The organism is Sphingomonas sp. Leaf5 (genome assembly GCF_001421155.1).
Classification (GTDB): Bacteria; Pseudomonadota; Alphaproteobacteria; order Sphingomonadales; family Sphingomonadaceae; genus Sphingomonas.
Window position 1 is genome coordinate 114592 of record NZ_LMJZ01000012.1, and the last position, 21492, is coordinate 136083.

19 protein-coding genes and 2 tRNA genes are annotated in these 21492 nt (G+C 67.7%); 10 read left to right on the plus strand and 11 right to left on the minus strand.

The annotated features are described in order from the left end of the window. Positions 1–250: 250 nt before the first annotated feature. The 3 genes from recN (at position 251) to ASE50_RS09615 (ending at position 3000) form a co-directional block, all read left to right on the plus strand. A complete protein-coding gene (gene recN, locus ASE50_RS09605; RefSeq protein ID WP_056399152.1) occupies positions 251–1915 on the plus strand; it encodes a DNA repair protein RecN in 1665 nt (554 codons plus the stop codon). After that, positions 1912–2226, plus strand: coding sequence for a hypothetical protein (locus ASE50_RS09610; protein WP_056399159.1), 315 nt, complete (start codon positions 1912–1914; stop codon positions 2224–2226). The genes recN and ASE50_RS09610 overlap by 4 nt, the downstream gene beginning before the upstream one ends. A gap of 282 nt (positions 2227–2508) precedes the next feature. Next, on the plus strand, positions 2509–3000 hold the full coding sequence (locus tag ASE50_RS09615; protein ID WP_056399561.1) for a hypothetical protein: 492 nt from the start codon (positions 2509–2511) through the stop codon (positions 2998–3000). Positions 3001–3260: 260 nt separating this feature from the next. On the opposite strand, the gene ASE50_RS09620 is transcribed toward ASE50_RS09615, so the two are convergent. Continuing rightward, positions 3261–3905 (minus strand): DNA-3-methyladenine glycosylase family protein, encoded by a 645-nt coding sequence (locus ASE50_RS09620; protein WP_056399162.1) that lies wholly within the window; start codon positions 3903–3905, stop codon positions 3261–3263. Between the two features lie 59 nt (positions 3906–3964). On the opposite strand from ASE50_RS09620, the gene ASE50_RS09625 reads away from it, so the two are divergent. Beyond that, on the plus strand, positions 3965–4282 hold the full coding sequence (locus tag ASE50_RS09625; RefSeq protein WP_056399167.1) for a 2Fe-2S iron-sulfur cluster-binding protein: 318 nt from the start codon (positions 3965–3967) through the stop codon (positions 4280–4282). A gap of 356 nt (positions 4283–4638) precedes the next feature. Here the strand turns inward: ASE50_RS09625 and rlmB are convergent, their stop codons facing one another. Beyond that, a complete protein-coding gene (rlmB, locus tag ASE50_RS09630) occupies positions 4639–5391 on the minus strand; it encodes a 23S rRNA (guanosine(2251)-2'-O)-methyltransferase RlmB (RefSeq protein WP_056399170.1) in 753 nt (250 codons plus the stop codon). A gap of 1 nt (position 5392) precedes the next feature. Further along, positions 5393–6988 (minus strand): M20/M25/M40 family metallo-hydrolase, encoded by a 1596-nt coding sequence (locus tag ASE50_RS09635; RefSeq protein WP_056399173.1) that lies wholly within the window; start codon positions 6986–6988, stop codon positions 5393–5395. Between the two features lie 137 nt (positions 6989–7125). Between ASE50_RS09635 and ASE50_RS09640 the strand changes: the two genes are divergently transcribed. Further along, positions 7126–7212: transfer RNA gene (locus ASE50_RS09640), tRNA-Tyr, on the plus strand. 54 nt (positions 7213–7266) lie between these two features. After that, the gene (locus tag ASE50_RS18275) at positions 7267–7575 is read left to right on the plus strand and encodes a YnfA family protein (RefSeq protein WP_268794929.1); all 309 of its coding nucleotides are present in this window, start codon (positions 7267–7269) and stop codon (positions 7573–7575) included. Positions 7576–7580: 5 nt separating this feature from the next. On the opposite strand, the gene ASE50_RS09645 is transcribed toward ASE50_RS18275, so the two are convergent. Beyond that, a tRNA-Gly gene (locus ASE50_RS09645) sits at positions 7581–7654 on the minus strand. A 162-nt stretch (positions 7655–7816) separates the two neighbouring features. Here ASE50_RS09645 and hisS point away from each other — a divergent pair. The 4 genes from hisS (at position 7817) to ASE50_RS09665 (ending at position 12474) form a co-directional block, all read left to right on the plus strand. Next, the gene (gene hisS, locus ASE50_RS09650; RefSeq protein ID WP_082438939.1) at positions 7817–9115 is read left to right on the plus strand and encodes a histidine--tRNA ligase; all 1299 of its coding nucleotides are present in this window, start codon (positions 7817–7819) and stop codon (positions 9113–9115) included. Then, positions 9112–10185 carry a peptide chain release factor 1 gene (gene prfA, locus ASE50_RS09655; RefSeq protein ID WP_056399178.1) on the plus strand — a complete coding sequence of 358 codons (1074 nt, stop codon included), beginning with the start codon at positions 9112–9114 and terminating at the stop codon, positions 10183–10185. The genes hisS and prfA overlap by 4 nt, the downstream gene beginning before the upstream one ends. A 243-nt stretch (positions 10186–10428) precedes the next feature. Further along, positions 10429–11247, plus strand: a complete 819-nt coding sequence (prmC, locus tag ASE50_RS09660) for a peptide chain release factor N(5)-glutamine methyltransferase (RefSeq protein WP_056399181.1) — start codon at positions 10429–10431, stop codon at positions 11245–11247. A 243-nt stretch (positions 11248–11490) separates the two neighbouring features. Beyond that, positions 11491–12474 carry a DUF4167 domain-containing protein gene (locus ASE50_RS09665; RefSeq protein WP_056399185.1) on the plus strand — a complete coding sequence of 328 codons (984 nt, stop codon included), beginning with the start codon at positions 11491–11493 and terminating at the stop codon, positions 12472–12474. Positions 12475–12606: 132 nt separating this feature from the next. On the opposite strand, the gene ASE50_RS09670 is transcribed toward ASE50_RS09665, so the two are convergent. The 7 genes from ASE50_RS09670 to ASE50_RS09700 form a co-directional block, all read right to left on the minus strand. After that, on the minus strand, positions 12607–13212 hold the full coding sequence (locus tag ASE50_RS09670) for a DedA family protein (RefSeq protein ID WP_056399188.1): 606 nt from the start codon (positions 13210–13212) through the stop codon (positions 12607–12609). Between the two features lie 36 nt (positions 13213–13248). Next, positions 13249–14202, minus strand: coding sequence for a glutathione synthase (gshB, locus tag ASE50_RS09675; RefSeq protein ID WP_056399190.1), 954 nt, complete (start codon positions 14200–14202; stop codon positions 13249–13251). Positions 14203–14258: 56 nt separating this feature from the next. Beyond that, the gene (locus ASE50_RS09680; RefSeq protein ID WP_056399191.1) at positions 14259–15188 is read right to left on the minus strand and encodes a cell wall hydrolase; all 930 of its coding nucleotides are present in this window, start codon (positions 15186–15188) and stop codon (positions 14259–14261) included. A gap of 173 nt (positions 15189–15361) precedes the next feature. After that, positions 15362–18217, minus strand: coding sequence for a M16 family metallopeptidase (locus ASE50_RS09685; RefSeq protein WP_056399194.1), 2856 nt, complete (start codon positions 18215–18217; stop codon positions 15362–15364). 208 nt (positions 18218–18425) lie between these two features. Beyond that, the gene (locus ASE50_RS09690) at positions 18426–18626 is read right to left on the minus strand and encodes a hypothetical protein (protein WP_056399199.1); all 201 of its coding nucleotides are present in this window, start codon (positions 18624–18626) and stop codon (positions 18426–18428) included. 21 nt (positions 18627–18647) lie between these two features. Then, positions 18648–19781 (minus strand): tRNA guanosine(34) transglycosylase Tgt, encoded by a 1134-nt coding sequence (tgt, locus tag ASE50_RS09695; RefSeq protein ID WP_056399201.1) that lies wholly within the window; start codon positions 19779–19781, stop codon positions 18648–18650. 370 nt (positions 19782–20151) lie between these two features. Further along, positions 20152–21471: a cystathionine gamma-synthase family protein gene (locus ASE50_RS09700; protein WP_056399203.1), complete on the minus strand. Its 1320-nt coding sequence runs from the start codon at positions 21469–21471 to the stop codon at positions 20152–20154. Between the last annotated feature and the right edge of the window lie 21 nt (positions 21472–21492).

Below are 21492 nucleotides of genomic sequence, written 5' to 3' on the forward strand. Positions count from 1 at the left end.
CGCAAGCTAACCGTACCCCCGCGCAGGCGGGGGGCCAGAGCCAAGCAGAACAACGGCTTGCGTTTGAAACCCTGGACGACCGCCGACGCGGGGGTACGACAGGGGGAGGGGTCGGGACTTTCGCAATGGTATCGATCACGTCCGGGGTGACGAGATAATTTTGGCGGTCCCCCTATCACCGACCCCAAACCCGCACCGACCCTCACGAAGGGGTTTGTTCTCCGGCTGTTCCACGGGTAAGGAGGGCGCGATGCTGACGGCGCTTTCCATTCGTGACGTGGTGCTGATCGAGGCACTCGACCTCGACTTCGTCGGCGGCCTCGGCGTGCTGACCGGGGAAACCGGCGCGGGCAAATCGATCCTGCTCGACGCGCTCGGCCTCGCGCTCGGCGCGCGCGGCGATACCGCGCTGGTCCGGCATGGTGCGAAACAGGCGGCGGTGACCGCGATCTTCGCCGCCCCGGCACAGGACGGCCCGGTCGCGCGGCTGTTCGACGATAACGGCCTCGACCTCGAACCCGGCGAACCGCTCATCATCCGCCGCATCGTCAAGGCCGATGGCGGCAGCCGCGGCTTCGTCAATGATCAGCCCGCATCCGCCGGATTGCTGCGCGATCTCGCCCCGCATCTGGTCGAGATTCACGGCCAGCACGACGACCGCGGCCTGCTCAACCCGCGCGGCCACCGCGCGCTGCTCGACGGATTCGGCCGGATCGATACCGCGCCACTGACCCGCACCTATCGCGACTGGCGCGATGCCGAGGCGGCGCGCTGCGTCGCGCTGGCGGAGATCGAGGTGGCGCAGCGTGACCGCGACTGGCTCGAACATGCCGTCGGCGAACTGACCGCGCTCGCCCCCGAAACGGGCGAGGAGGAGGCGCTCGCCGAACGCCGCCGGTCGATGCAGCGCGCCGAAAAGGTCGCCGGCGACCTGGCCCAGGTCGAGGAACGGCTCGACGGTCCGAATGGCGCGCTGTCGGTGCTGCGACAGGCGGCGCGCGCGCTCGAACGCATATCCGAAGCGCATCCGGCGCTGACCGAATCGCTCGCCGCCGTCGATCGTGCGCTGGCCGAGGCCGAAGCCGCCGAAACCGCGCTGCGCGACGCGACCGACGCGCTGGCGTTCGATGCCGGCGCGCTGGAGGAGGACGAGGCGCGGCTGTTCGCGCTGCGGGCGATGGCGCGCAAGCACCGGGTCCAGCCCGACGACCTCGCCACGCTCGCCGACGACCTCGCCGCGCGGCTGGCGCTGCTCGAATCGGGTGAGGCCGGCATCGGCAAGCTGGAGGCGGCGGTTGCGAGTGCACGCGCGGCCTATCTGGCGCAGGCCGATCGCGTTCACGCCGCCCGTGCCGAAGCGGCGACGCGACTCGACGCAGCGGTGGCCGGCGAACTCGCCCCGCTGAAACTCGACGCCGCGCGGTTTCGTACCGTCGTCGCCGATCTCGACGAAGGGCAATGGTCGTCGTCGGGCCGCGACCGGGTGGAATTCGAAATCTCGACCAACCCCGGCGCGCCCTTCGCTCCGCTCGCCAAGATCGCGAGCGGCGGCGAATTGTCGCGCTTCATCCTCGCGTTGAAGGTCGCTTTGGCCGAAAAGGGCGGGGCGGCGACGATGATCTTCGACGAAATCGACCGTGGCGTCGGCGGCGCGGTCGCCTCGGCGATCGGTGACCGGCTCCACCGCCTGTCGCGTGCGACGCAGTTGCTGGTCGTCACCCACAGCCCGCAGGTCGCGGCGCGCGGCGACCGCCATCTGCTGATCGCCAAGGCGCATGACGGCGTCGTCACTCGCACCGGCGTCCGTCCGCTGTCGAGCGACGAACGCCGCGAGGAAATCGCGCGGATGCTCTCGGGTGCGGAAATCACCGACGAAGCCCGCGCACAGGCCCGGCGACTGATCGAACCGGCATGACCGACCCGCCCCGCACGTCCGATGGCCGCTATATCGTGGTCGACGGCGTGGTGTGGCGCGCGACCCGGCCGGATCTGCCTGAGGCGGAACGGGACCGGCTGGTCCACGACCTGATGGACGCGCGGCGAGCGGTGGGGGCCGGCAAACGCGCGGGCGACGACACGGCGGTGGCGACGGCGCGCAGGGCGGTCGATGCGGCGAAGGTGGCGTTGGGCGAGCGTGGCCCGGTCTGGTGGGACGATGGCGCACCCGACTATAACCGGCGCAAGGTGGAGAACACGCCCTATGCCGATTGGTGGGTGGGGCGGTAGATTTGCAGTCTACCCGACAACCGCCGCGCTACGGCACCCGACCGATGCCGCGAAGGTAGCGAACCACTGCCATGGTCCGCGTCATCCTGGACCTGTTCCGGAGCGACCGTTCTGCACCCCGACCGAGTTTCCGGCCGGATTTCCTTGCCAGCAGGTGCCGGGTCGGCTGTTGCAGGTCGATGATAGACCCGACAGCACGACCGATATAGGCTGGTCGGAACGGGGGGCGATCTTGCCGAAGGTCGCTATCCTACGAAAACCGCGTTGGTTCAGGGGACGACCATGTTGCTTGCCACTCTACTCCTGCTCGCCACGCCACAGGCGGCGCCTGCAACGGACTGCCCGGCGACCCCGGTGGCGCTGCCCGCCGGCATGGACGGCTGGCGGCGTCCGGTACCTGTCAGCGCCAGCGCCGATGCGGCCCGGCCGGCCGCGCTGACGATCGGCACGGCGGTTGCCGCGACGTTGCTCCCGGCGTCGCGGCTCTCCTACGCGGCACCGCCGGCGAAGCCCGGAAAACCCGGCACCCATGGCGGCGTCCTTGCCTTCACCGTGACCAGGGCAGGGCGCTACCGTGTCGCGCTCGGGGCGGGGGCATGGATCGATGTGCTGCGCGGGACGATGGCGGTGGCTTCCGTCGCGCACGGCCATGGCCCGGCCTGCTCGACGATCCGCAAGATGGTCGATTTCGACCTCCAGCCCGGCCGCCACCTGCTGCAGATCGCCGGCAGTGAACCGGCGGTGCTGACCGTGATGGTCGTCGCGACGCCGTGACCGGCGCGGGGCGCTGTCCTACAGTCGCCCGACCTGCCATGGTCGCCGCCGTTCTTTGACAGTCCTATCTTCGATGCCTGACCGACACACTTTGGGCGAAACGTCCGCAAGTGTGACTTTTGTGACCTTTGGTGGAAATCCGCGGTTTTGGGAGGCCCGCCACGGGCAAAGCCCGTGTCGTCGGACGGCGCTTTTCGCGCCGCCGGCCGGGCGCGCCTCGGGCGGCGCGGTGCAGCTTGCTGCACCTTGCCCGGCGCGCCCTAAATCGCGCTGTTCTTCGCCGTCTGCGTGGCCGGATCATACATATAATGGTGCCACGCGAACACCGTCGCGGCGCTGCGATGCGGCCGCCATTTCTCCGCCAGTTCGCGGATCGCCTTTTCGCTCGGCCGTTCGGGCAGGCCCAATATCCGTCCGATCTCGACCTGCACCGCCAGATCGCCCGCCGGCCAGACATCGGTCCGCCCCTCGGCGAACAGCAGATAGATTTCGGCCGACCACCGCCCAATCCCCTTGATCCGCACCAGCTGCGCGATCGCCTCCTCGTCGTCGGCGGGCAGTTGCGCGAGGTCGAGCCGCCCGCTCAGCACTTCCTCGGCAAGACTGCGGGCATAGCCGGTCTTCTGCCGCGACAGCCCGGCGGCGCGCAGGTCTTCGTCGCTGGTCGCTGCGATGCGCGCCGGATCGGTAGCGTCGACCAGCACCGCCTCCAGCTTCGCCCACACCGCATCCGCCGCCTTGTAGCTGACCTGCTGCCCGACGATGGTCCGCAGCAGCGTCGCATAGCCCCGGTCGCGGATGCGCGGTTCGGGATAGCCGGCATGGGCCAGCGCCGCGGCGAACGCCGGCTCGATCCGTGCCAGTGCGTCGAGTGAGCTGCGCAATTGTTCGGCGGAAAGCCCCATGACCGGTCCTTGAAAAGCATCGACCGTCCCGGCATGGGGCGGCGACAGGAGAACGAACGATGCCCAAGCTTACCGTCGTCACCCGCGCCGGGGAAGAACGAACCGTGGACGGCGAGGCCGGGCTGTCGGTCATGGAAGTGCTGAAGATCAACGGCTTCGACGAACTGCTGGCGCTGTGCGGCGGCGGCTGTTCGTGCGCGACCTGTCATGTCTATGTCGACCCGGCATTCATCGACCGCTTGCCGCCGATGGGCGAGGATGAGGACGATCTGTTGGATGCGGTCGATGACCGGCGCGATACGTCGCGGTTGTCGTGTCAGGTGAGGTTCGAGGCGGGGCTGGAGGGCCTCACCGTGACCATTGCAGATGAAGATTAGAGACGCAGCACAGCGATAGCCCCGGTCGCACCATGCCCCGCCCGGTCGGCGGGCGATCGGCCCGACCGACGACATGGGCTTCGCCCATGTCGGGCTGCGTATGCGGAACCCCGTTCTCGATACGGGCTCTCGACGATGCTCGATCCCTACTCGAACCAAACGGGGTCGTTGGGGGGTAGGGAGTAGGGGAGCACCCCCCGTTCAGTTCGAGCAGCTTCGAGCGAAGTCGAGAAGCGTCCGTCGAGAACCCGGCTCCCCAAACAACAACCCGCCATGGGCAAAGCCCATGGCGTCGGTCGGGAGCTTTGCCCCGCCGGCCGGGCTTGGGAGGGCTGCGAACCAGCTTCGCTGCTTCGTCAGTCTCCCTTCGCCATCGCCACCGCATACAACGCGATCGCCGCCGCGTTCGACACGTTCAGACTTTCCACCCGGTCCGAAATCGGCAGCTTGGCGAGGATGTCGCAATGCGCCTCGGTATTCTGCCGCATGCCCTCGCCCTCGGCCCCCAGCACCAGCGCGACCCGCTTCGGCCCCAGCGCCTGAGCCAGCGCCGTATCGGTCTTGCCGGTCAGCCCGACGCGCCAGTATCCGGCCTCGCCCAGTTCGACCAGCGCCCGCGACAGGTTCACCACCCGCACCCACGGCACGCTTTCCAGCGCCCCCGATGCCGATCGCGCGACCGTGCCTGATTCGGGTGGGGCATGGCGGTCCTGCGTGACGATGCCCAGCGCGTCGAACGCCGCCGCCGACCGCAGGATCGCGCCGACATTATGCGGGTCGGTCACCTGATCGAGCAACAGGATCGGCCGGTCGTCGTCGCGCCCCTGTTCGATCAGGTCGGCCAGCCAGATATCCTCCAGCGGATCGGCCTCGATCACGATGCCCTGGTGCGGCGCATCGGCCGGGACCAGCCGCGCCAGATCGGCGACCTCGGCATAGACCACCGGCACCCCCTCGGGCAGCACCAGTTGCGCGCCCATTTCATGCGTGCACCAGATCTTGCGGATCACCCGCTCGGGATTGTCGAGCGCGGCAAAGGCGGCATGCCGGCCCCAGAAGCGTGGACGCTGCGGTGAAGCCTTGCTGGGGCGGTGTCCTTTGCGGGCCATGTCAGTCTTTCTCAGGGATTGCGTAGGGGTCGGTGGCGACCGGCTGGGTGGGCAGGGGCGGACGCGGCAGCGGCCGTTCGGCATTGGCCGCGCTCAGCAGGATCGACGCGAGGATGATCGCGTTCTGCCGCATATCGGGGCCTTTGAGGTGATCGTAGGTATCGACGCTCGTATGGTGCAAGCGGCTGCCATAGTCGAGCGGGTCCTGAATGAACTGGTATCCCTGCAGGCCCACCGACTGGAAGAAATAGTGATCGGTCGATCCGGTCCGCCGGTTGGCGACGGTGGTCGCGCCCATCGATGCGAAGGGGCTGAGCCATTCGCGCAGGGTCGGCACCGCGGCGACATTGTTCTCGGCATTGATCCCGCGGATCTTGCCCGATCCGTTGTCGATGTTGAAATACGCGGTCATCGCATCATAGCCGGGCTTCTTCGTGATCGGAAAGCGGTTGGTCCAGCCATAGAAGCGCGCCAGCCCGCCATCCTTGCCGCCCGCCGGTTCGGGCCGCGCCGCGATATGCTGTTCGACATAGGCGAGGCTGCCGAGCAGCCCCTGTTCCTCGGCATTCCACAGCGCGAAACGGATGGTGCGCTTCGGCCGGACCTTCAGCGTCGAGAGGATGCGCGCCGCCTCCATCACCACCGCGGTGCCCGCGGCATTGTCGGCGGCCCCGTCGCCCGCGACCCAGCTGTCGAAATGCGCGCCCGCCATGACATAGCCGGCCTTGGGATCGGTGCCGGGCAGGTCGGCGATGATGTTGTAGGCAGTGGCGTCGCTGTCGTCGAAGCGAACCTGCGTGTCGATTTCGATCGTCGGTGCCGCGCCGTCGACCGACAGGCGCGCGAGCCGGCGATAATCCTCCGCCGCGATCTCGATTGCTGGCAAGGCGGGCGCGACCTCGCGGGTGAAGAGGTAACCCGACCCGTGCAGCAGCTTGCCGTCGCGCGACGACATGGTCGCCATCGCCACCGCGCCCTCGCTTTTCAGGAACGCATCGAGCTTGCGCGCGAAGTCGAGCCGCTTGGCGCGGCGATCGGTATCGGCGGGGTCGAACACCGGCTCGCGCCAGCTATCAGCCTTGGCCAGATCCTCGCCGGTCAGGCGGCGGAACGGCGCTTCATCCGGTTCCGATCCGGTGCCGGGCTTGCTGACCATCACGACCTTGCCCGACAGCTTGCCGCGCCAGTCGGCAAAGTCCTTTTCTTCCGCGATCGGGGCGACGATCACCGGCGCGGTGATGCGGCCGTTGGTGCCGGGCGTCCACGCGATCGGGATCGCGGTCAGCTGTACCGGTCGCGGTGTGACCATGCGGACGCTGGAGCGTTCGATCGTCCAGCCGCGCCCGAACTCGAACCCTTCCTTGCTCGCGGTGAGACCCCATTCGCGAAACTTGGCCTCGGTCCAGCGTTCCGCCTCGCGCATCGCCGGCGAATTGGGCAGGCGCGGGCCGATCCGGTCGGTCAGGTGCTGGGCGATCGGCATGACCTGCGTATGGCTGGTGCCCTCGTCGATGATCCGGTTCACGGCGTCGCGATCGACGCTCTGTGCCGCCAGCGGAGCGGCGATCAGGGTGGTGGCCAGCAGGATTGCGCGCAATGGGGTGCCCTCACATCAAAAAAGTCAGGGCTGCGACGCTAAGTTGCCCGACAAAGTGGCGCAAGGCGTTGACAGCGCCGCTGCGGACCGGCAATGGGCGCGCTCGCTTGAACGGCCCGCCCGTTCAGGTGGCGGCTGGACAGGTGGCCGAGTGGTTAAAGGCAGCAGACTGTAAATCTGCCCGGGTTTCCCGTACGCTGGTTCGAATCCAGCCCTGTCCACCACCGCCCGCGCTTCGGCGCGGCGGTGTTTCCCGGGAAAAGCCCATCCCGACCCCGATCCTCTTCGCTATCGCCGCGCTGCTCGAAATCGGCGGCTGTTTCGCCTTCTGGGCATGGTGGCGGCTCGACCATTCGCCATGGTGGCTGCTGCCGGGCGTCGCGGCGCTGGCGGCATTCGCATGGGTCTTGGCGCAAAGCGATGCCGCCGGGGCAGGGCGCGCCTATGCGGCCTATGGCGGCGTCTATATCCTGAGCGCGGTGCTGTGGGGCTGGGCGGTCGAAGGGCTGGTGCCCGACCGGTTCGACCTGACCGGGGCCGCGCTATGTGTCGCCGGCTGCGCGGTGATCCTGTTCGGTCCGCGATAGGGGATTGGAGCGGGTAACGGGAATCGAACCCGTGTATTCAGCTTGGAAGGCTGCTGTACTACCATTGTACTATACCCGCCCGCACGCTGCGGCATGGAGGCGATGCCACTGCCACAGTCGGGCGGACATGGTCAATGGTGCGCGTTCGCGACGTCGCCGCCCGACCGGGCAGGCGCGAACGTCGTGCCCTCACGCTAATCGCTGGCGTTCGGACGGCGAAGACCATAAATACCGCCGCCCAATGGCCAAGATCACCACCCCCCGCCCCGTCCGGGGCACCCAGGACATATTCGGCGATTTCGAACGGCGCTTCACCCATGTCGCCGAAACGTTCGAACGCGTCCGCCGCCTGTACTGCTTCTCGCGGGTCGAGGTGCCGGTGTTCGAATCGACCGCGGTGTTTGCCCGCTCGCTGGGCGAGACGACCGACGTCGTGTCGAAGGAAATGTATTCGTTCGAGGACCGCGGCGGCGATTCGCTGACACTGCGTCCGGAATTCACCGCCGGCATCGCCCGTGCGTACCTGACCGAAGGCTGGCAGCAATATGCGCCGCTCAAGCTCGCGACGCATGGGGCGGTGTTCCGATACGAACGCCCGCAAAAGGGGCGTTATCGCCAGTTTCATCAGATCGACGCCGAAGTGATCGGCGCGGCCGAGCCGATGGCCGATGTCGAATTGCTGGCGATGGCCGATCAGCTGCTCCACGAACTCGGCATCGCCGATGGCGTGACGCTGCAGCTCAACACGCTGGGCGATGCCGAGACGCGCGACGCATGGCGCGCCGCGCTGGTCGAGCATTTCATGGGCCATCGTGGCGATCTGTCCGAGGACAGCCTCAAGCGGCTCGACAAGAATCCGATGCGCATCCTCGATTCGAAGGACCCGCGCGACCGCCCGATCGCCGATTCGGCACCGGGCATCGACGGGTTTCTGACGGCGGAGGCGGCCGACTTCTTCGCGGCGGTCACCGGCGGTCTCGACGCGGCGGGGGTCAAGTGGACCCGCAACGACCGGCTGGTGCGCGGGCTCGACTATTACCGCCACACCGCGTTCGAATTCGTCACCGACCGGCTGGGCGCGCAAGGGACGGTGCTGGCCGGTGGCCGCTATGACGGGCTGATCGAAAGCCTCGGTGGCCCCGCGACGCCCGGCGTCGGCTGGGCGGCGGGGATTGAGCGGCTGGCGATGCTGCTGCAGGAGCCTGAGGCCGTCTATCCAACTGTCACCGTCATACCCGACAAGCCCGATCTCGAAAAAGACGCTGTCGAAGCTGTCGCTCTTCTACGCCGAGCAGGAATTTCAAGTATCCTTGCGTATCGAGGCAACGCGAAGCGACGAATTGAGCTTGCAAAGAAGGATAAGACTGGATCGGTACTGTTCATACGGCAGGGCTCTTCTGTTCAGTCAGTATTGAGTATGAGCCATTTCCGATCGAACGCCCCAAACTACGAGCAGGACCGAATCAACGACTTAATTCGGAATGCACTTGGGGAGCGTTTCGGCTGGGACATGGCTAGCGCGGGTTTCAATAATCCATGACCATCGCTCCCGAACGCATCGCCCAAATCGAGGCGCGGCGCGACGAACTGGCGGCGCAGATGGCGACGGGCGACCTGCCCGGCGACCGCTTCGTCGCGGTGTCGAAGGAATATGCCGAGCTCGAACCCGTCGCACAGGCGGCGGGCGAGGTGCGGCGGCTGCGCGCCGAGAGCGAGAGCCTCGCCTATATGACGCAGGACGCCGATGACGACCTGCGCGCGATGGCGCTCGAGGAACTGCATGCCAACCGCCAGCAACTCGACGCGGCCGAACGTGCGCTGGCGCTGGCGCTGCTGCCGCGCGATGCCGCCGACGAACGCGCGGCGATGCTCGAAATCCGTGCCGGCACCGGCGGCGACGAGGCCGCGTTGTTCGCGGGCGACCTGTTCCGCATGTATCAACGCTATGCCGACAATCGCGGCTGGCGGGTCGAACTGATCTCGGCATCGGTATCGGACGCGGGCGGTTACAAGGAAGTCGTCGCCAGCGTGACCGGCGCGGGCGTGTTCGCGCGGCTGAAATTCGAAAGCGGCGTCCACCGTGTCCAGCGCGTGCCCGCGACCGAGAGCGGCGGGCGCATCCATACCAGCGCCGCGACCGTCGCCGTGCTGCCCGAAGCCGAGGAAGTCGACGTCCAGATCGACGAGGCGCGTGACCTGCGCATCGACGTCTATCGCTCGTCGGGGCCGGGGGGGCAGTCGGTCAACACAACCGATTCGGCGGTACGCATCACCCACTTGCCGACCGGGCTGGTCGTGATCCAGCAGGACGAAAAATCGCAGCACAAGAACAAGGCCAAGGCGCTGAAGGTCCTGCGCACCCGGCTGTACGAGGCCGAACGCGCGCGCCTTGCCGACGAACGCGCCGGCACGCGCCGGTCGATGGTCGGATCGGGCGACCGGTCCGAACGCATCCGCACCTATAATTTCCCGCAGGGACGGGTGACCGATCACCGCATCAACCTGACGCTGCATCGCCTGCCGGAAATACTGGAAGGCGAGATGGAAGAACTGATCGGCGCACTGATCGCGCAGGACGAGGCGGAGCGGCTGGCGACGCTGGATGCTTGATTTTGGTTCACGCGAAGGCGCGAAGACGCGAAGAAGAAGGTTAGATTTCGCGCAGAGGCGCAGAGGCGCAGAGAGGTTGCGAAGGCTGATTGCACAGCGATCCCTCTCAACCGTCATCACGATCCAGTCGGAAGGCGCCTTACGGCGCGGAAGATCGCCCGGAGCACACTCTCTCTGCGCCTCTGCGCCTCTGCGCGAAATCCCTCTTCTGTCCTTCGCGTCTTCGCGCCTTCGCGTGAACCCATGACCACGCTCCGCAAAGCGCTGACCGAGGCAACGGCGCGGGTCGCCCCCGTCTCCGACTCCCCCCGTCTCGACGCCGAACTCCTCGCTGCCCATGCGCTAGGCTGCACGCGGGAGGCAATGCTGCTTGCCCGGCTCGACGATCCGGTGCCGACGACGTTCGAGCCGCTGATCGAACGCCGACTGACCCATGAACCGGTCGCCTATATTACCGGCAGCCGCGCCTTCTGGACGATCGATCTCGCGGTCGGTCCCGGCGTGCTGGTGCCCCGCGCCGATAGCGAGACGCTGATCGAGGCGGCGGTCGACCATTTCGCGGCACGCCCGCCCGTCCGCATCCTCGACCTCGGCACCGGACCCGGCACGCTGCTGCTGGCGGCGCTCGCCGAATGGCCGCAGGCGAGTGGGCTGGGCATCGACGCGTCGGAAACGGCGCTCGATTATGCCCGCCGCAATGCCGTCGCGCTGGGATTGGCGGATCGCGTCGTCCTCCGGCCGGGCGACTGGACCGCCAGGATCGACGAACGCTTCGACCTGATCCTCGCCAATCCGCCCTATATCGGGACGGCGGCGGCGTTGCCGCAGGAGGTGGTCGGCCACGAACCCGCGGCGGCATTGTTCGCCGGGGCGGACGGCCTCGACGAATATCGCCGCATCGTTCCCGAATTGCCGCGCCTGCTCGCGCCCGGCGGGATCGCCGCGATCGAGATCGGGCATGAACAGGGCGATGCCGTCCTCGCGCTGGTCCGTGCCGCCGGCCTGTCGGCGCGACTGGTACGCGACCTCGGCGACCGGCCGCGCTGTGTGATTGCCGGTTGAAATCCGGCGCTTCGAAGCCATATTTTCCTTGGAGAAGCCGTGCGCAGCCGCTAAGACCGGCTTGGGGCAGGCACCATCGACCAGGTCGTTGATTGCGGGGCGTGGCTCCTTCCATCGTCATGTGCGCCACTGTCGTCCGGTGGTCATGGCAGGCGGACGGTGCCCGTGCATCGCCTTGCGGATTTGCTCGCATCCGCGATCGGTAGATCGACGGACAGGTAAGGACAGGACAACCAACCCTTGATGAACAATCGTCAGGCCGGCCGCCGTCGCGGTCGCGGTACTCAGCGTCAGCCGGGAACCGGCGGCGGCAATTCGCGCGACAACGGCAATCGCATCGACAATCGCGCGCGTGGCAATGCGGCGCAGTTGCTGGAAAAGTACAAGAACCTCGCCGCCGACGCCCAACGCGCCGGCGATCGGGTGAACACCGAATATTACCTTCAGTTCGCCGACCATTATTTCCGCGTACTCGAAGCCGGTCGCTCGCGCGTCGAGGAACAGCGTCGCGCCCGCGACGATTTCGACGGTGCCGATGACGAGGATTTCGATCTCGACGAGAACGAGGCCGGCAACGATCGCGGCAACCAGCGTGACGATCGCCCGCGTGAAGATCGTGGCAATCGCGACGACCGCCAGCCCCGCGCCCAGCGCGACGATCGCTACGTCCGGGACGATCGCCAGCCGCGCGAAGACCGCGGCCAGCGCGAAGAGCGTCAGGCCCGCGACGACCGCGCCCCGCGTGAGGATCGCCAGCCGCGTGAAGAACGTCAGGCTCGCGACGACCGTGCCCCCCGTGACGACCGTCAGCCACGCGAAGAGCGTCAGTCGCGCGAAGAGCGCGCGCCGCGGGAAGAACGCCAGCCGCGCGAGCGCCTGCGCCGCGACGGTGGCCGGATGCAGCAGCCGGCCACCGATTCCGGCGAACGGCGCGGTGTCGAGGGCGAAGTCGGCACGCAGCAGGCCGAGCAGCAGATCGACGTGGCTCCGGTGGCCGAACCGGCACCCGTTCCGGTCGCTGCCGAAGCGACCGAAGCGAAGCCGGTCCGTCGCCGCACGCCGCGCGCCCGCGCCGAAGCTGCGCCGGCCTCCGTCGAGGAAGCGGCACCGTCGATCGAAGCCGATCGCCTGCCGCCGGCGCTGTCGGCCGGCGACGATGCTGCCGACCGTCCGCGCCGCCGCCGGCGCGTGCGTACGGAAGAAGAGGCCGCCCCGCCCGTCGCCTGATCGGGCGCGCAGGTACGGAAACGAAATCGCCCCGGGTCACACCGGGGCGATTTTCATGTGGGGCTGCGTTGGTTCGCGTAACGCGCTGCGCCAGCGCGCGCTCTGATCGGCCGGTACAGCACACCATCGACGTCAGCGTTGCGCCCGCGGCTTCCACGTGACGACGCGGTACACGTAGAACAGCACAATCGCGACCGACATGCCGATCGCGACCGGGCCGACATAATGGTCGAGCTGTTCGAAATTCGATCCCAGCCACAGCCCGGCATAGGCGAGCACCGCATTCCACACGATGCTGCCGGTGAAGGTCGCAAGGAAGAAGCGCCAGCGCGGCATGCACGCCATGCCGGCGGGCAGCGAGATCAGCGTGCGGAACGTCGGCATGAACCGGAAGACGAACACCGTCTTGCCGCCATGTTTGCGGAAAAAGCGGTGCAACTTCTCGACATCTTCCCATTCGACGGTCAGCCACCGGCCCCAGCGATCGACGAACGGCTTGAGCCCATGATAGCCGAACCGCCGCCCGATCGCGTACCAGAAGTAATTGCCGGCGGTGGTCCCGGCGGTGCCCCATAGCAGCAACGGCACCATCGCCATGTCGCCGCGCGCGACCGCCATCCCGCCAAGGCCCATGATGACCTCCGACGGGATCGGCGGCACGACATTTTCCAGCGCCATCAACAGGAAGATACCGATATAGCCGCCGCGCGCGATGGCATCGAGGATGAAGGTCGTCATGGGGTCTGGGAACGTGCGGACGCGGCTTTCGTGCCGTTACCGCGCCGCCACCCGTGCCTCGATCGCGTCCCAGATCATGCCCGCAACGTCGGTGCCGTCGAATTTCTCGATCGCGACGATGCCGGTGGGGGAGGTGACGTTGATTTCGGTCAGCCATTCGCCGCCGATCACGTCGATCCCGACGAAGATCAGCCCGCGCCGCTTGAGCTCCGGCCCGAGAGCCGCACAGATTTCGCGCTCGCGCTCCGTCAGTTCGGTCTTGGCAGCGGTGCCGCCGACCGCGAGGTTCGACCGGATCTCGCCCGCGCCCGGCAGGCGGTTGACCGCGCCCGCGACCTCGCCATCGACCAGCACGATCCGCTTGTCGCCCTGCGCCACGGCGGGCAGGAACGCCTGCACCATGTGCGGTTCGCGGTAGGCGGTGTTGAACACCTCGATCAGCGACGACAGATTCTGCGCATCGCTGTCGATCTTGAAGATCGCCTTGCCGCCATTGCCGTGCAGCGGCTTCACCACGACCGAACCATGTTCGGCGAGGAACGCGCGCGCTTCGTCGACCGACCGGGTGATCAGCGTCGGCGGCATGAACCGCTGATAGTCGAGCACGAACAGCTTTTCCGGCGCATTGCGGACCGATGCCGGATCGTTGACGACCAGCGTCCGGTCGCTGATCCGCTCGAGCAGGTGCGTCGCTGTGATATAGCCGAGGTCGAACGGCGGGTCCTGCCGCATCAGCACGACATCGGCCTGTTCGCCGAGGTCGAGTAAGACCGGATCGCCGAGCGTGAAGTGATCGCCGGTCACCCGCTGCACCGTCACCGGCTGTGCCCGCGCCCATACCCGATCGCCCGACTGGTTCAGGTCTTCGGCGGCATAATGAAACAGCCGATGCCCGCGCGCCTGCGCCGACAGCATCAGCGCGAAGGTCGAATCGCCCGCGATGTTGATGCCCGATATGGGGTCCATCTGGACGGCGACGGTCAGCGACATGGGAAACTCTCCGATGGTTCGCGGTGCAGGTAGGCGCGGGACACGCGAATGTCACGTCAGCGCAGCGGCCGACCCGAATCCTTCCACCGGTCGAGGATCTGTGAATCCGCCGGTGGCGTGGCCGGCGCAGCTGTCGCCGTCGCGACCGGCGCAGGCAGGGGCAGCGCCGCGATCGGGGGTGGTATCGTGACTGTCGGTACCGTCGTCGCGGGCAGCGGCACGGCCTGCGGCGGCCCCGGCAGCGGCTCGCCACCGACATAGCGGTCGCGAAAGGCGGCGGGCGTGCCCCATCCGCCCTTCCACCGATGAAAAAAATGCGCGCCGAACACGCCGGTCATCACCAGTGTCCGGTTCCACGACGGGGTGACGGCATAGGTATGGTAATGCGTCGCCAGCCCGACCGGCGCGAACACCTCGCCCGCCAGCGCCCGCGCCGCAACCCGCCGGGCGCGCAGCCAGACTGCCGGAGCCGGCGTCCGCGCCATCGCGCCGTCGCATGCGAAGCTGAATTGGCAACGCGGGTGATCCGAACCCTGAAACACCACGCCGCACACCGTCGCCGGAAAGGCGGGGTGCCGCACGCGGTTCAGGACGACCTGCGCCACCGCACGCTGCCCCGCATCGGGTTCGTTGCCGGCCTCGTAATAGATCGCGCTCGTCAAACACTGCAGCGCGCGGGCACGGTCGATCTGGCTGCCGCGTAGAGCAAATGGTTGGGCCGCGCGGATCGAGGTGTCGGTGGTGTCGTTCGGGACGGGTAGCGGGGGCAGGGCGGTCGTGCCCGTCTCGCCGTGGCCGACAGGGGCGTCGAGCAACAGCAGGGCCGCGCCTGGAAAATGGTCGTCGGCTTCGTAGCCCGATCGGGCGGGCGGGGGTGCCGGTTGCGGTTCGCGCGGGTAAAAGGTCGCGAGCACGGTCCCGGCAAAGAACAGGGCGATGCCGATTGCTATCCACCGGTTCCGGACAAGGGTCGCAAACGTCGCCATCGTGCTGGCCTGTAACCGAAATATCTGCCCGTCTCGTGAAGAAATCCTCCCCGGCACGGGGAGGGGGACCGCCGCGAAGCGGTGGTGGAGGGGGATCGCCACAAGCGCACCGCTCGCGGACATCCCCCTCCACCAGCCTGTGGCTGGTCCCCCTCCCCGCGGAGCAGGGAGGATTATTTGGCGCCCAGATTCGCGCTTCCGAGATCGACCGACGCGGCGGGGATCACCACCAGCTGCGGATAGGCCTCCCGCAGCGGTTCGAGGAACTGCTTGGCGTCGCCGACCACGACGATGCTTGCCGCCTTCGGGTCCATCACCCGCGCCGCCACCGACTGGACCGCCGCCGGCCCGACCGCCTCGACCGAGGGGAGGAAGGTCGCGATGCGCGCCAGCGGCACGCCATCGGCGACATAGGTGGCGATGGTGCCGGCAATACCGCTGGTCCGTTCGATCGTCCGCCCGAAATTGCCGGTCAGCACCGCCTTGCGCGTCGCCAGTTCGGCCTCGAGTGCCGGTTCGCTGCCTAGTCGGCGGAACTCGTCGGTGATGATCTTGACCACCTCGGGTGCCGACGGGTTCTTGGTCTGGGTCGACGCGCCGATGACACCGCCCCGGCGCCGGGCGTCCAGCTCGGATCGTGCGCCATAGGCGAGGCCGCGCTTGATGCGGATTTCCTGATTGAGCCGCGAGGAGAACCCGACGCCGAGCGTCGCATTGGCAACGGCGGCGGGGAAATAATCCTTGTCGTCCCGCGCGATGCCGGGACGGGCGACGACCACCCCCGCCTGTCCGGCACCGGGCATGTCGACCACGATCACGCGGGGTTGCGGCGCGGCATATACCGGCGCGGGCGCGGCGGCAGAGCCGGGTTGCGCCGTCCAGTCGCCGAACAATCGCGTGGCCAGCGCCATCCCGGCGTCCGCCGTCAGATCGCCGACCAGTACCAGCGTCGCCTCCGCCGGCTGCCATGCCCGACGATAGGCGGTGACGACGTCATCGCGCGTGATCGCCTTTAGCGATGTCGGCGTGCCGGTTGCCGGATGGCCGTAGGGCGATGCGCCGAACACGACGCGATCGGCGACCAGGCCCGCCAACTGCCCCGGATCGGTCAGCGCCACCGACACGCCGTCGATGGTCCGGGTCCGCAGCCGCTCGATCTCGTCCTGTGCAAAGGCCGGGTTGCGCGCGACATCGGCAAGGATGGCGAGCGCGGGCGCGGCCTGTGCCGATCCGACGGTCAGCGTCACGCTCTGCGAATCCCAGCCCGCGCCGCTGCCGATGCTGCCGCCCAGCGATTCGACCGCGCGGGCGATCTCGGTCGCCGAGCGCGTCTTGGTGCCTTGGGTCAGCAATCCCGCGGTCAGTTCGCCGACGCCCGCGCGGTCCTGCGGATCGGCCACCGCGCCACCGCCCCCGACCAGCGCGGCGGTGATGATCGGTACCCCGCGCTTTTCGACCAGCACGATCCGCATGCCGTTGGGCAGGCGCCGTTCGATCGGCACGGGGATCGCGACCTGCACCGGTGCGGCCGGGGCGGGGGGCAGGATGCGCTGGCCTTCGGGGGCGGGGGTGTACACCGCGATGCCGGGCGGCACCGCCAGCGGCGTGGTGACGACGCTGCTGGCGATGGCGATCGGGTCGCTGGTCGCGTTCGCCGGTTTGGCGGTGTCGGGCAGATAGCGGACGGTCGCCGCGCGGTTGGCGGCCAGCCAGGTTCTGGCGACACGCTGCACATCGGCGGCGGTGACGCGGCCGATCGCGGCAAGGCCCTTGTCCGCCGCCTGCGGGTCGCACTCGACGATGACGCCCTGCGCCAACGCCGACGCCTTGCCCTCCGCCGTTTCGCGCGACAGCAGTTCGGCGGTGGTGATCTCGTTCTTCGCCTCGGCCAGTTCGGCCGCCGTCGGCGGGGTCGCGATCAGGCCGGCGACCTCGCGCTTGAGCGCGGCCTCGCCATCCGACACCGATTTGCCGCCGGCAAGGATCGCATAGAGCGACAGCGTGCCCGGCCCCTGTTTGGCGTCGAGCTGGACGCCGACGTCCTGCGCGATCTGGTCGCGATAGACCAGCGACTGGTGCAGCCGCGAATTGTCGCCGCCCGACAGGATCGCGTCGAGCACCTTCAGCGCCGGCTGGTCGGGATGATTGGCGGGCGGCAGGGGATAGCTGATCAGGACGGCGGGCAAGGGCGTGTTCGCCTCGTACACCGTCTTCGTCACCGGTTGCTGGCGAACGGGCTCGTCGATCGTCACGCGCGGGATCGGGCGGGCGGGTTTGGCGATCGGGCCGAAATACTGGTCGACCCAGCCGTTCAACTGTGCGGGATCGAAATTGCCGGCGACCACCAGCACGGCATTGTCGGGCCGGTAATAGGTCGCATGGAACGCGCGGATGTCGTCGATCGTCGCCGCGTCGAGATCGGCGATCGATCCAATGCCGGGCCGGGCATAGGGGTGGCGGCTATACGACACCATTGGCGCGTAGAGGCCGAACAGCTTGCCATAGGGCTGTGCGAGGATGCGGCTGCGCAACTCCTCCTTCACGACCTCGCGTTCCGACGCGAAGGTCTTGGGATCGACGACCAGCGTCGCCATCCGGTCGGCCTCGGCGAACAACAGCCGTTGCAGGTGGTTGGCCGGCACCACCTCGAAATAATTGGTGTAGTCGTCGGCGGTCGACGCGTTGTTGTACCCGCCGACATCCTCGGTCAGCCGGTCGAGCTGTTCGGGCACCAGATTGCGCGTCGCCTTGAACATCAGATGTTCGAACATGTGCGCAAAGCCCGACCGCCCGGCGGGATCGTCCTTCGACCCGACATCGTACCACACCTGCACCGATACGTTCGCGCTCGACGTGTCGCGGACGGCATAGACGCGCAGGCCGTTGGGCAGGGTGCGTTCGGTATAGGCGATCGGCGGGACCGCCGCGGCCGCCGCGGCCCCGGCGGGGTCCACCGGGGCGGGGCGTTGCTGCGCATATGCCGGGGACAGCAGGGCGGTCGAGATCAGCAGTGCGAGGCCGAAACGCATGGGGGAACTCTCCGGGCGGATGGAATGCCAGAGGTGTGGGCCGCGTCGCCCCGAAGTGTCAACGTATCGTCGGTTACGAAATATGGATTGACCGCCGAAGGTTCGTCACTCCCGCGCAGGCGGGAGTCCATAAACGCTGGCGCCGCCGATCATGCAGCATCGTTGGCGGCTATGGATTCCCGCCTTCGCGGGAATGACGAACGGGGCCTCAGCCCTTCTTGCGCCCTGCATTGGCATAGAGCAGCGCGGCGGCCAGCGCGGCCGATCCGATGCCGATGCCGACGCCGATCGGCACCAGCGGCCATGCCTGTCCCTTGGACGGCTGCCGGGTATCGGCCGCGGCGTCGGCGAGGCGCTTTGCTTCCTTGGCCGCGGCGGCGACCTCGTTCAGTTCGGGCTTATCGGTCATGATCCTCTCCCTCTTTTATGCTCAACGCTTGCCGGCCGTGTAGCGTGCCCGGAAATCGTCGGCGAAAACGTGCAGCGTGTCGCTGGCGATGGCGGCGCGCAGATCGGCCATGAGCGCCTGATAGAAATAGAGATTATGTTCGGTCATCAGCATCGCGCCGAGGATCTCGCCGGCACGGACCAGATGGTGGAGATAGGCGCGGCTGAAATTGCCGCAGCTGGGACAGGCACATTCAGGGTCGAGCGGGCCTACATCTTCCGCGAATTTGGCATTGCGGATGTTGATCGGGCCGGAGCGGGTAAAGGCTTGCCCGGTGCGGCCCGACCGGGTCGGCAGCACGCAGTCGAACATGTCGATGCCGCGTTCGACCGCGCCGACGATATCGTCGGGCTTGCCGACGCCCATCAGATAGCGGGGTTTGTCGACCGGCAACTGGCCCGGTGCATAATCGAGCACGCCGAACATTGCTTCCTGTCCTTCGCCCACGGCAAGGCCACCAACCGCATAGCCATCGAAGCCGATATCGATCAGCGCGTCGGCGGACGACTTGCGCAGTTGTTCGTCGAGCGCACCCTGCTGGATACCGAACAGCGCGGCGCGCGAGGCGTGCTCCTCACCCGAATCGAAGCCCGCGCGGCTGCGACGCGCCCAGCGCATCGACCGCTCCATCGCGCGGGCCTGTACGTCGGGGGTCGACGTCGTCGGCACCAGTTCGTCGAACGCCATGACGATGTCGCTGCCCAGCAGCCGCTGGATTTCCATCGATCGTTCGGGGCTCATCAGATGACGGGTGCCGTCCAGATGGCTCTTGAACTCGACGCCATCCTCCGACCGTTTGGTCAATTCGGACAGGCTCATCACCTGATATCCGCCGCTGTCGGTCAGGATCGGCCGGTCCCAGCCCATGAAGGCGTGCAGCCCGCCTAGCCGCGCCACCCGCTCGGCGCTGGGCCGCAGCATCAGGTGATAGGTGTTGCCGAGCAGGATGTCGGCACCGGCGGCGCGCACGTCCTGCGGCTTGACCGCCTTGACCGTGGCGGCGGTACCGACCGGCATGAAGGCGGGGGTGCGGATTTCGCCACGCTGCATGGCGATAGTCCCGGTGCGGGCGCGGCCGGAGGTGGCGGTGACGGTAAAGGCGAAACGGGGCGGCATGAGGGGTCGCGTCATGCCGGACCTTACCCGCGCTGTCGACCGTTGTCGCGGCTTCGTGGAGGAGAGACGATATGGCCGAACCGCTGAACCCCGGTGACGACGCCGCACCCGGCACGCCGGGTACGGGTGAGGATGCATGCCCGCGTTGTGGAGGCACTGGCACGATCGACGGGGGCGAGTGCCAGAATTGCGGCGGGACGGGCAAGGTGATCGAAGGTATAGGCGGAGCTTAAATCCTCCCCGCTCCGCGGGGAGGGGGACCAGCGAAGCTGGTGGAGGGGGGGTCGGCGTACGCGTCGGTTGCGTTGCGCGGCAAACCCCCTCCACCACCGCTTCACGGCGGTCCCCCTGCCCACGCAGTGGGGAGGAGTTAGATTGCTTCGAGTGCCTGTTCGAAATCGGCGATCAGGTCGTCGGCATCCTCGACCCCGATCGAGATTCGCACCAGATTGTCGGTGATCCCCAGCGCCGCCTTGCGCGCATCGGGTACCGACAGATGCGTCATCCCCGCCGGATGGCTGGCGAGTGTCTCGGTCCCGCCGAGACTGACGGCCAGCTTGGCGATGACCAGCGCGTCGAGGAACGCGAAGGCCTCGCGCTCGCCACCCTTCAGATACAGCGAAAAGGTCGATCCCCCGCCGGTGCAGTGGCGGGCATAGATATCCGCCTGCCGCGCCATGCCTCCGGCATCCTTCAGGAACCCCAGATAGCCGACCCGCTCGACCTTCGGATGATCGCGCAGGAACGCGCAGACCCTTTCGGCATTCTCGCCCGCCCGGCTCATGCGGAGTTCGAGCGTTTCGAGACTGCGCAGCAGCATCCACGCGGTGTTCGGGTCGCAAATCGTGCCGATGGTGTTGCGCATCGACCGTATCGTGTTGATGTGAGCCTTCGAACCCAGCACGCCGCCGGCCACCAGGTCACTGTGTCCGCCGGCATATTTGGTCAGCGAATAGACGACCAGATCGGCACCGTGTTGCAGCGGTTGCTGCCAAAGCGGCCCCAGGAACGTGTTGTCGATCGCGATCGGCGGCTTTTCCGCCCCGTCGCCGAACACCGCGTCGCGGGCGGCCGCGACCGCTTCGATATCGACCAGCGCGTTGGTCGGGTTGGCGGGACTTTCGAGATAGATCAGCGGGACCGGACCGTCGGCCTGCCGCAGTACGCCCTCGATCTCGTCACGGGTCGCGCCGGCCGGGAAATCGAGATACTTCACCCCGAAGCGGCCGAGCACGCGGCCGATCAGCGTTTCGGTTGCCGCATAGAGCGGTCCCGAATGGATGACCGTGTCGCCGGGCTGGACCGTCGCCAGAAACAGCGTCGCGATCGCCGACATGCCGCTGGAGAAGACCAGCGCATCCTCCGCCGCTTCCCAGACGCCCAGCCGGTCTTCGAGGATTTCCTGATTGGGGCCGTTGAAGCGCGAATAGACCAGCCCCTCCGCGCCGCCCGGCCGCTTGCCGGTCACGCCCTCGAAATGGCGCTTCCCCGCCGCCGCATTGGGAAAGACATAGGTCGAGGTCGCGAAGATCGGCGGTTTCAGCGACCCTTCGGACAGGACCGGATCATAGCCATGGCCCATCATCAGCGTCGCGGGTTTCAGCCGGCGACCGCCGACGGTGTCGACCGGGGGCTTGGGGCGACGGCGCGGGCGAACGCCGGTCAGGTCGGCTTCGGTTTCGTCGGGCATCTGAGTCTCTCCTGCATTTTC

Coding starts and splice junctions, on each gene's coding strand:
- recN (WP_056399152.1), top strand. CDS start 251: ATGCTGACGGCGCTTTCCATTCGTGACGTGGTGCTGATCGAGGCACTC.
- ASE50_RS09610 (WP_056399159.1), top strand. CDS start 1,912: ATGACCGACCCGCCCCGCACGTCCGATGGCCGCTATATCGTGGTCGAC.
- ASE50_RS09615 (WP_056399561.1), top strand. CDS start 2,509: ATGTTGCTTGCCACTCTACTCCTGCTCGCCACGCCACAGGCGGCGCCT.
- ASE50_RS09620 (WP_056399162.1), bottom strand. CDS start 3,905: ATGGGGCTTTCCGCCGAACAATTGCGCAGCTCACTCGACGCACTGGCA.
- ASE50_RS09625 (WP_056399167.1), top strand. CDS start 3,965: ATGCCCAAGCTTACCGTCGTCACCCGCGCCGGGGAAGAACGAACCGTG.
- rlmB (WP_056399170.1), bottom strand. CDS start 5,391: ATGGCCCGCAAAGGACACCGCCCCAGCAAGGCTTCACCGCAGCGTCCA.
- hisS (WP_082438939.1), top strand. CDS start 7,817: ATGGCCAAGATCACCACCCCCCGCCCCGTCCGGGGCACCCAGGACATA.
- prfA (WP_056399178.1), top strand. CDS start 9,112: ATGACCATCGCTCCCGAACGCATCGCCCAAATCGAGGCGCGGCGCGAC.
- prmC (WP_056399181.1), top strand. CDS start 10,429: ATGACCACGCTCCGCAAAGCGCTGACCGAGGCAACGGCGCGGGTCGCC.
- ASE50_RS09665 (WP_056399185.1), top strand. CDS start 11,491: ATGAACAATCGTCAGGCCGGCCGCCGTCGCGGTCGCGGTACTCAGCGT.
- ASE50_RS09670 (WP_056399188.1), bottom strand. CDS start 13,212: ATGACGACCTTCATCCTCGATGCCATCGCGCGCGGCGGCTATATCGGT.
- gshB (WP_056399190.1), bottom strand. CDS start 14,202: ATGTCGCTGACCGTCGCCGTCCAGATGGACCCCATATCGGGCATCAAC.
- ASE50_RS09680 (WP_056399191.1), bottom strand. CDS start 15,188: ATGGCGACGTTTGCGACCCTTGTCCGGAACCGGTGGATAGCAATCGGC.
- ASE50_RS09685 (WP_056399194.1), bottom strand. CDS start 18,217: ATGCGTTTCGGCCTCGCACTGCTGATCTCGACCGCCCTGCTGTCCCCG.
- ASE50_RS09690 (WP_056399199.1), bottom strand. CDS start 18,626: ATGACCGATAAGCCCGAACTGAACGAGGTCGCCGCCGCGGCCAAGGAA.
- tgt (WP_056399201.1), bottom strand. CDS start 19,781: ATGCCGCCCCGTTTCGCCTTTACCGTCACCGCCACCTCCGGCCGCGCC.
- ASE50_RS09700 (WP_056399203.1), bottom strand. CDS start 21,471: ATGCCCGACGAAACCGAAGCCGACCTGACCGGCGTTCGCCCGCGCCGT.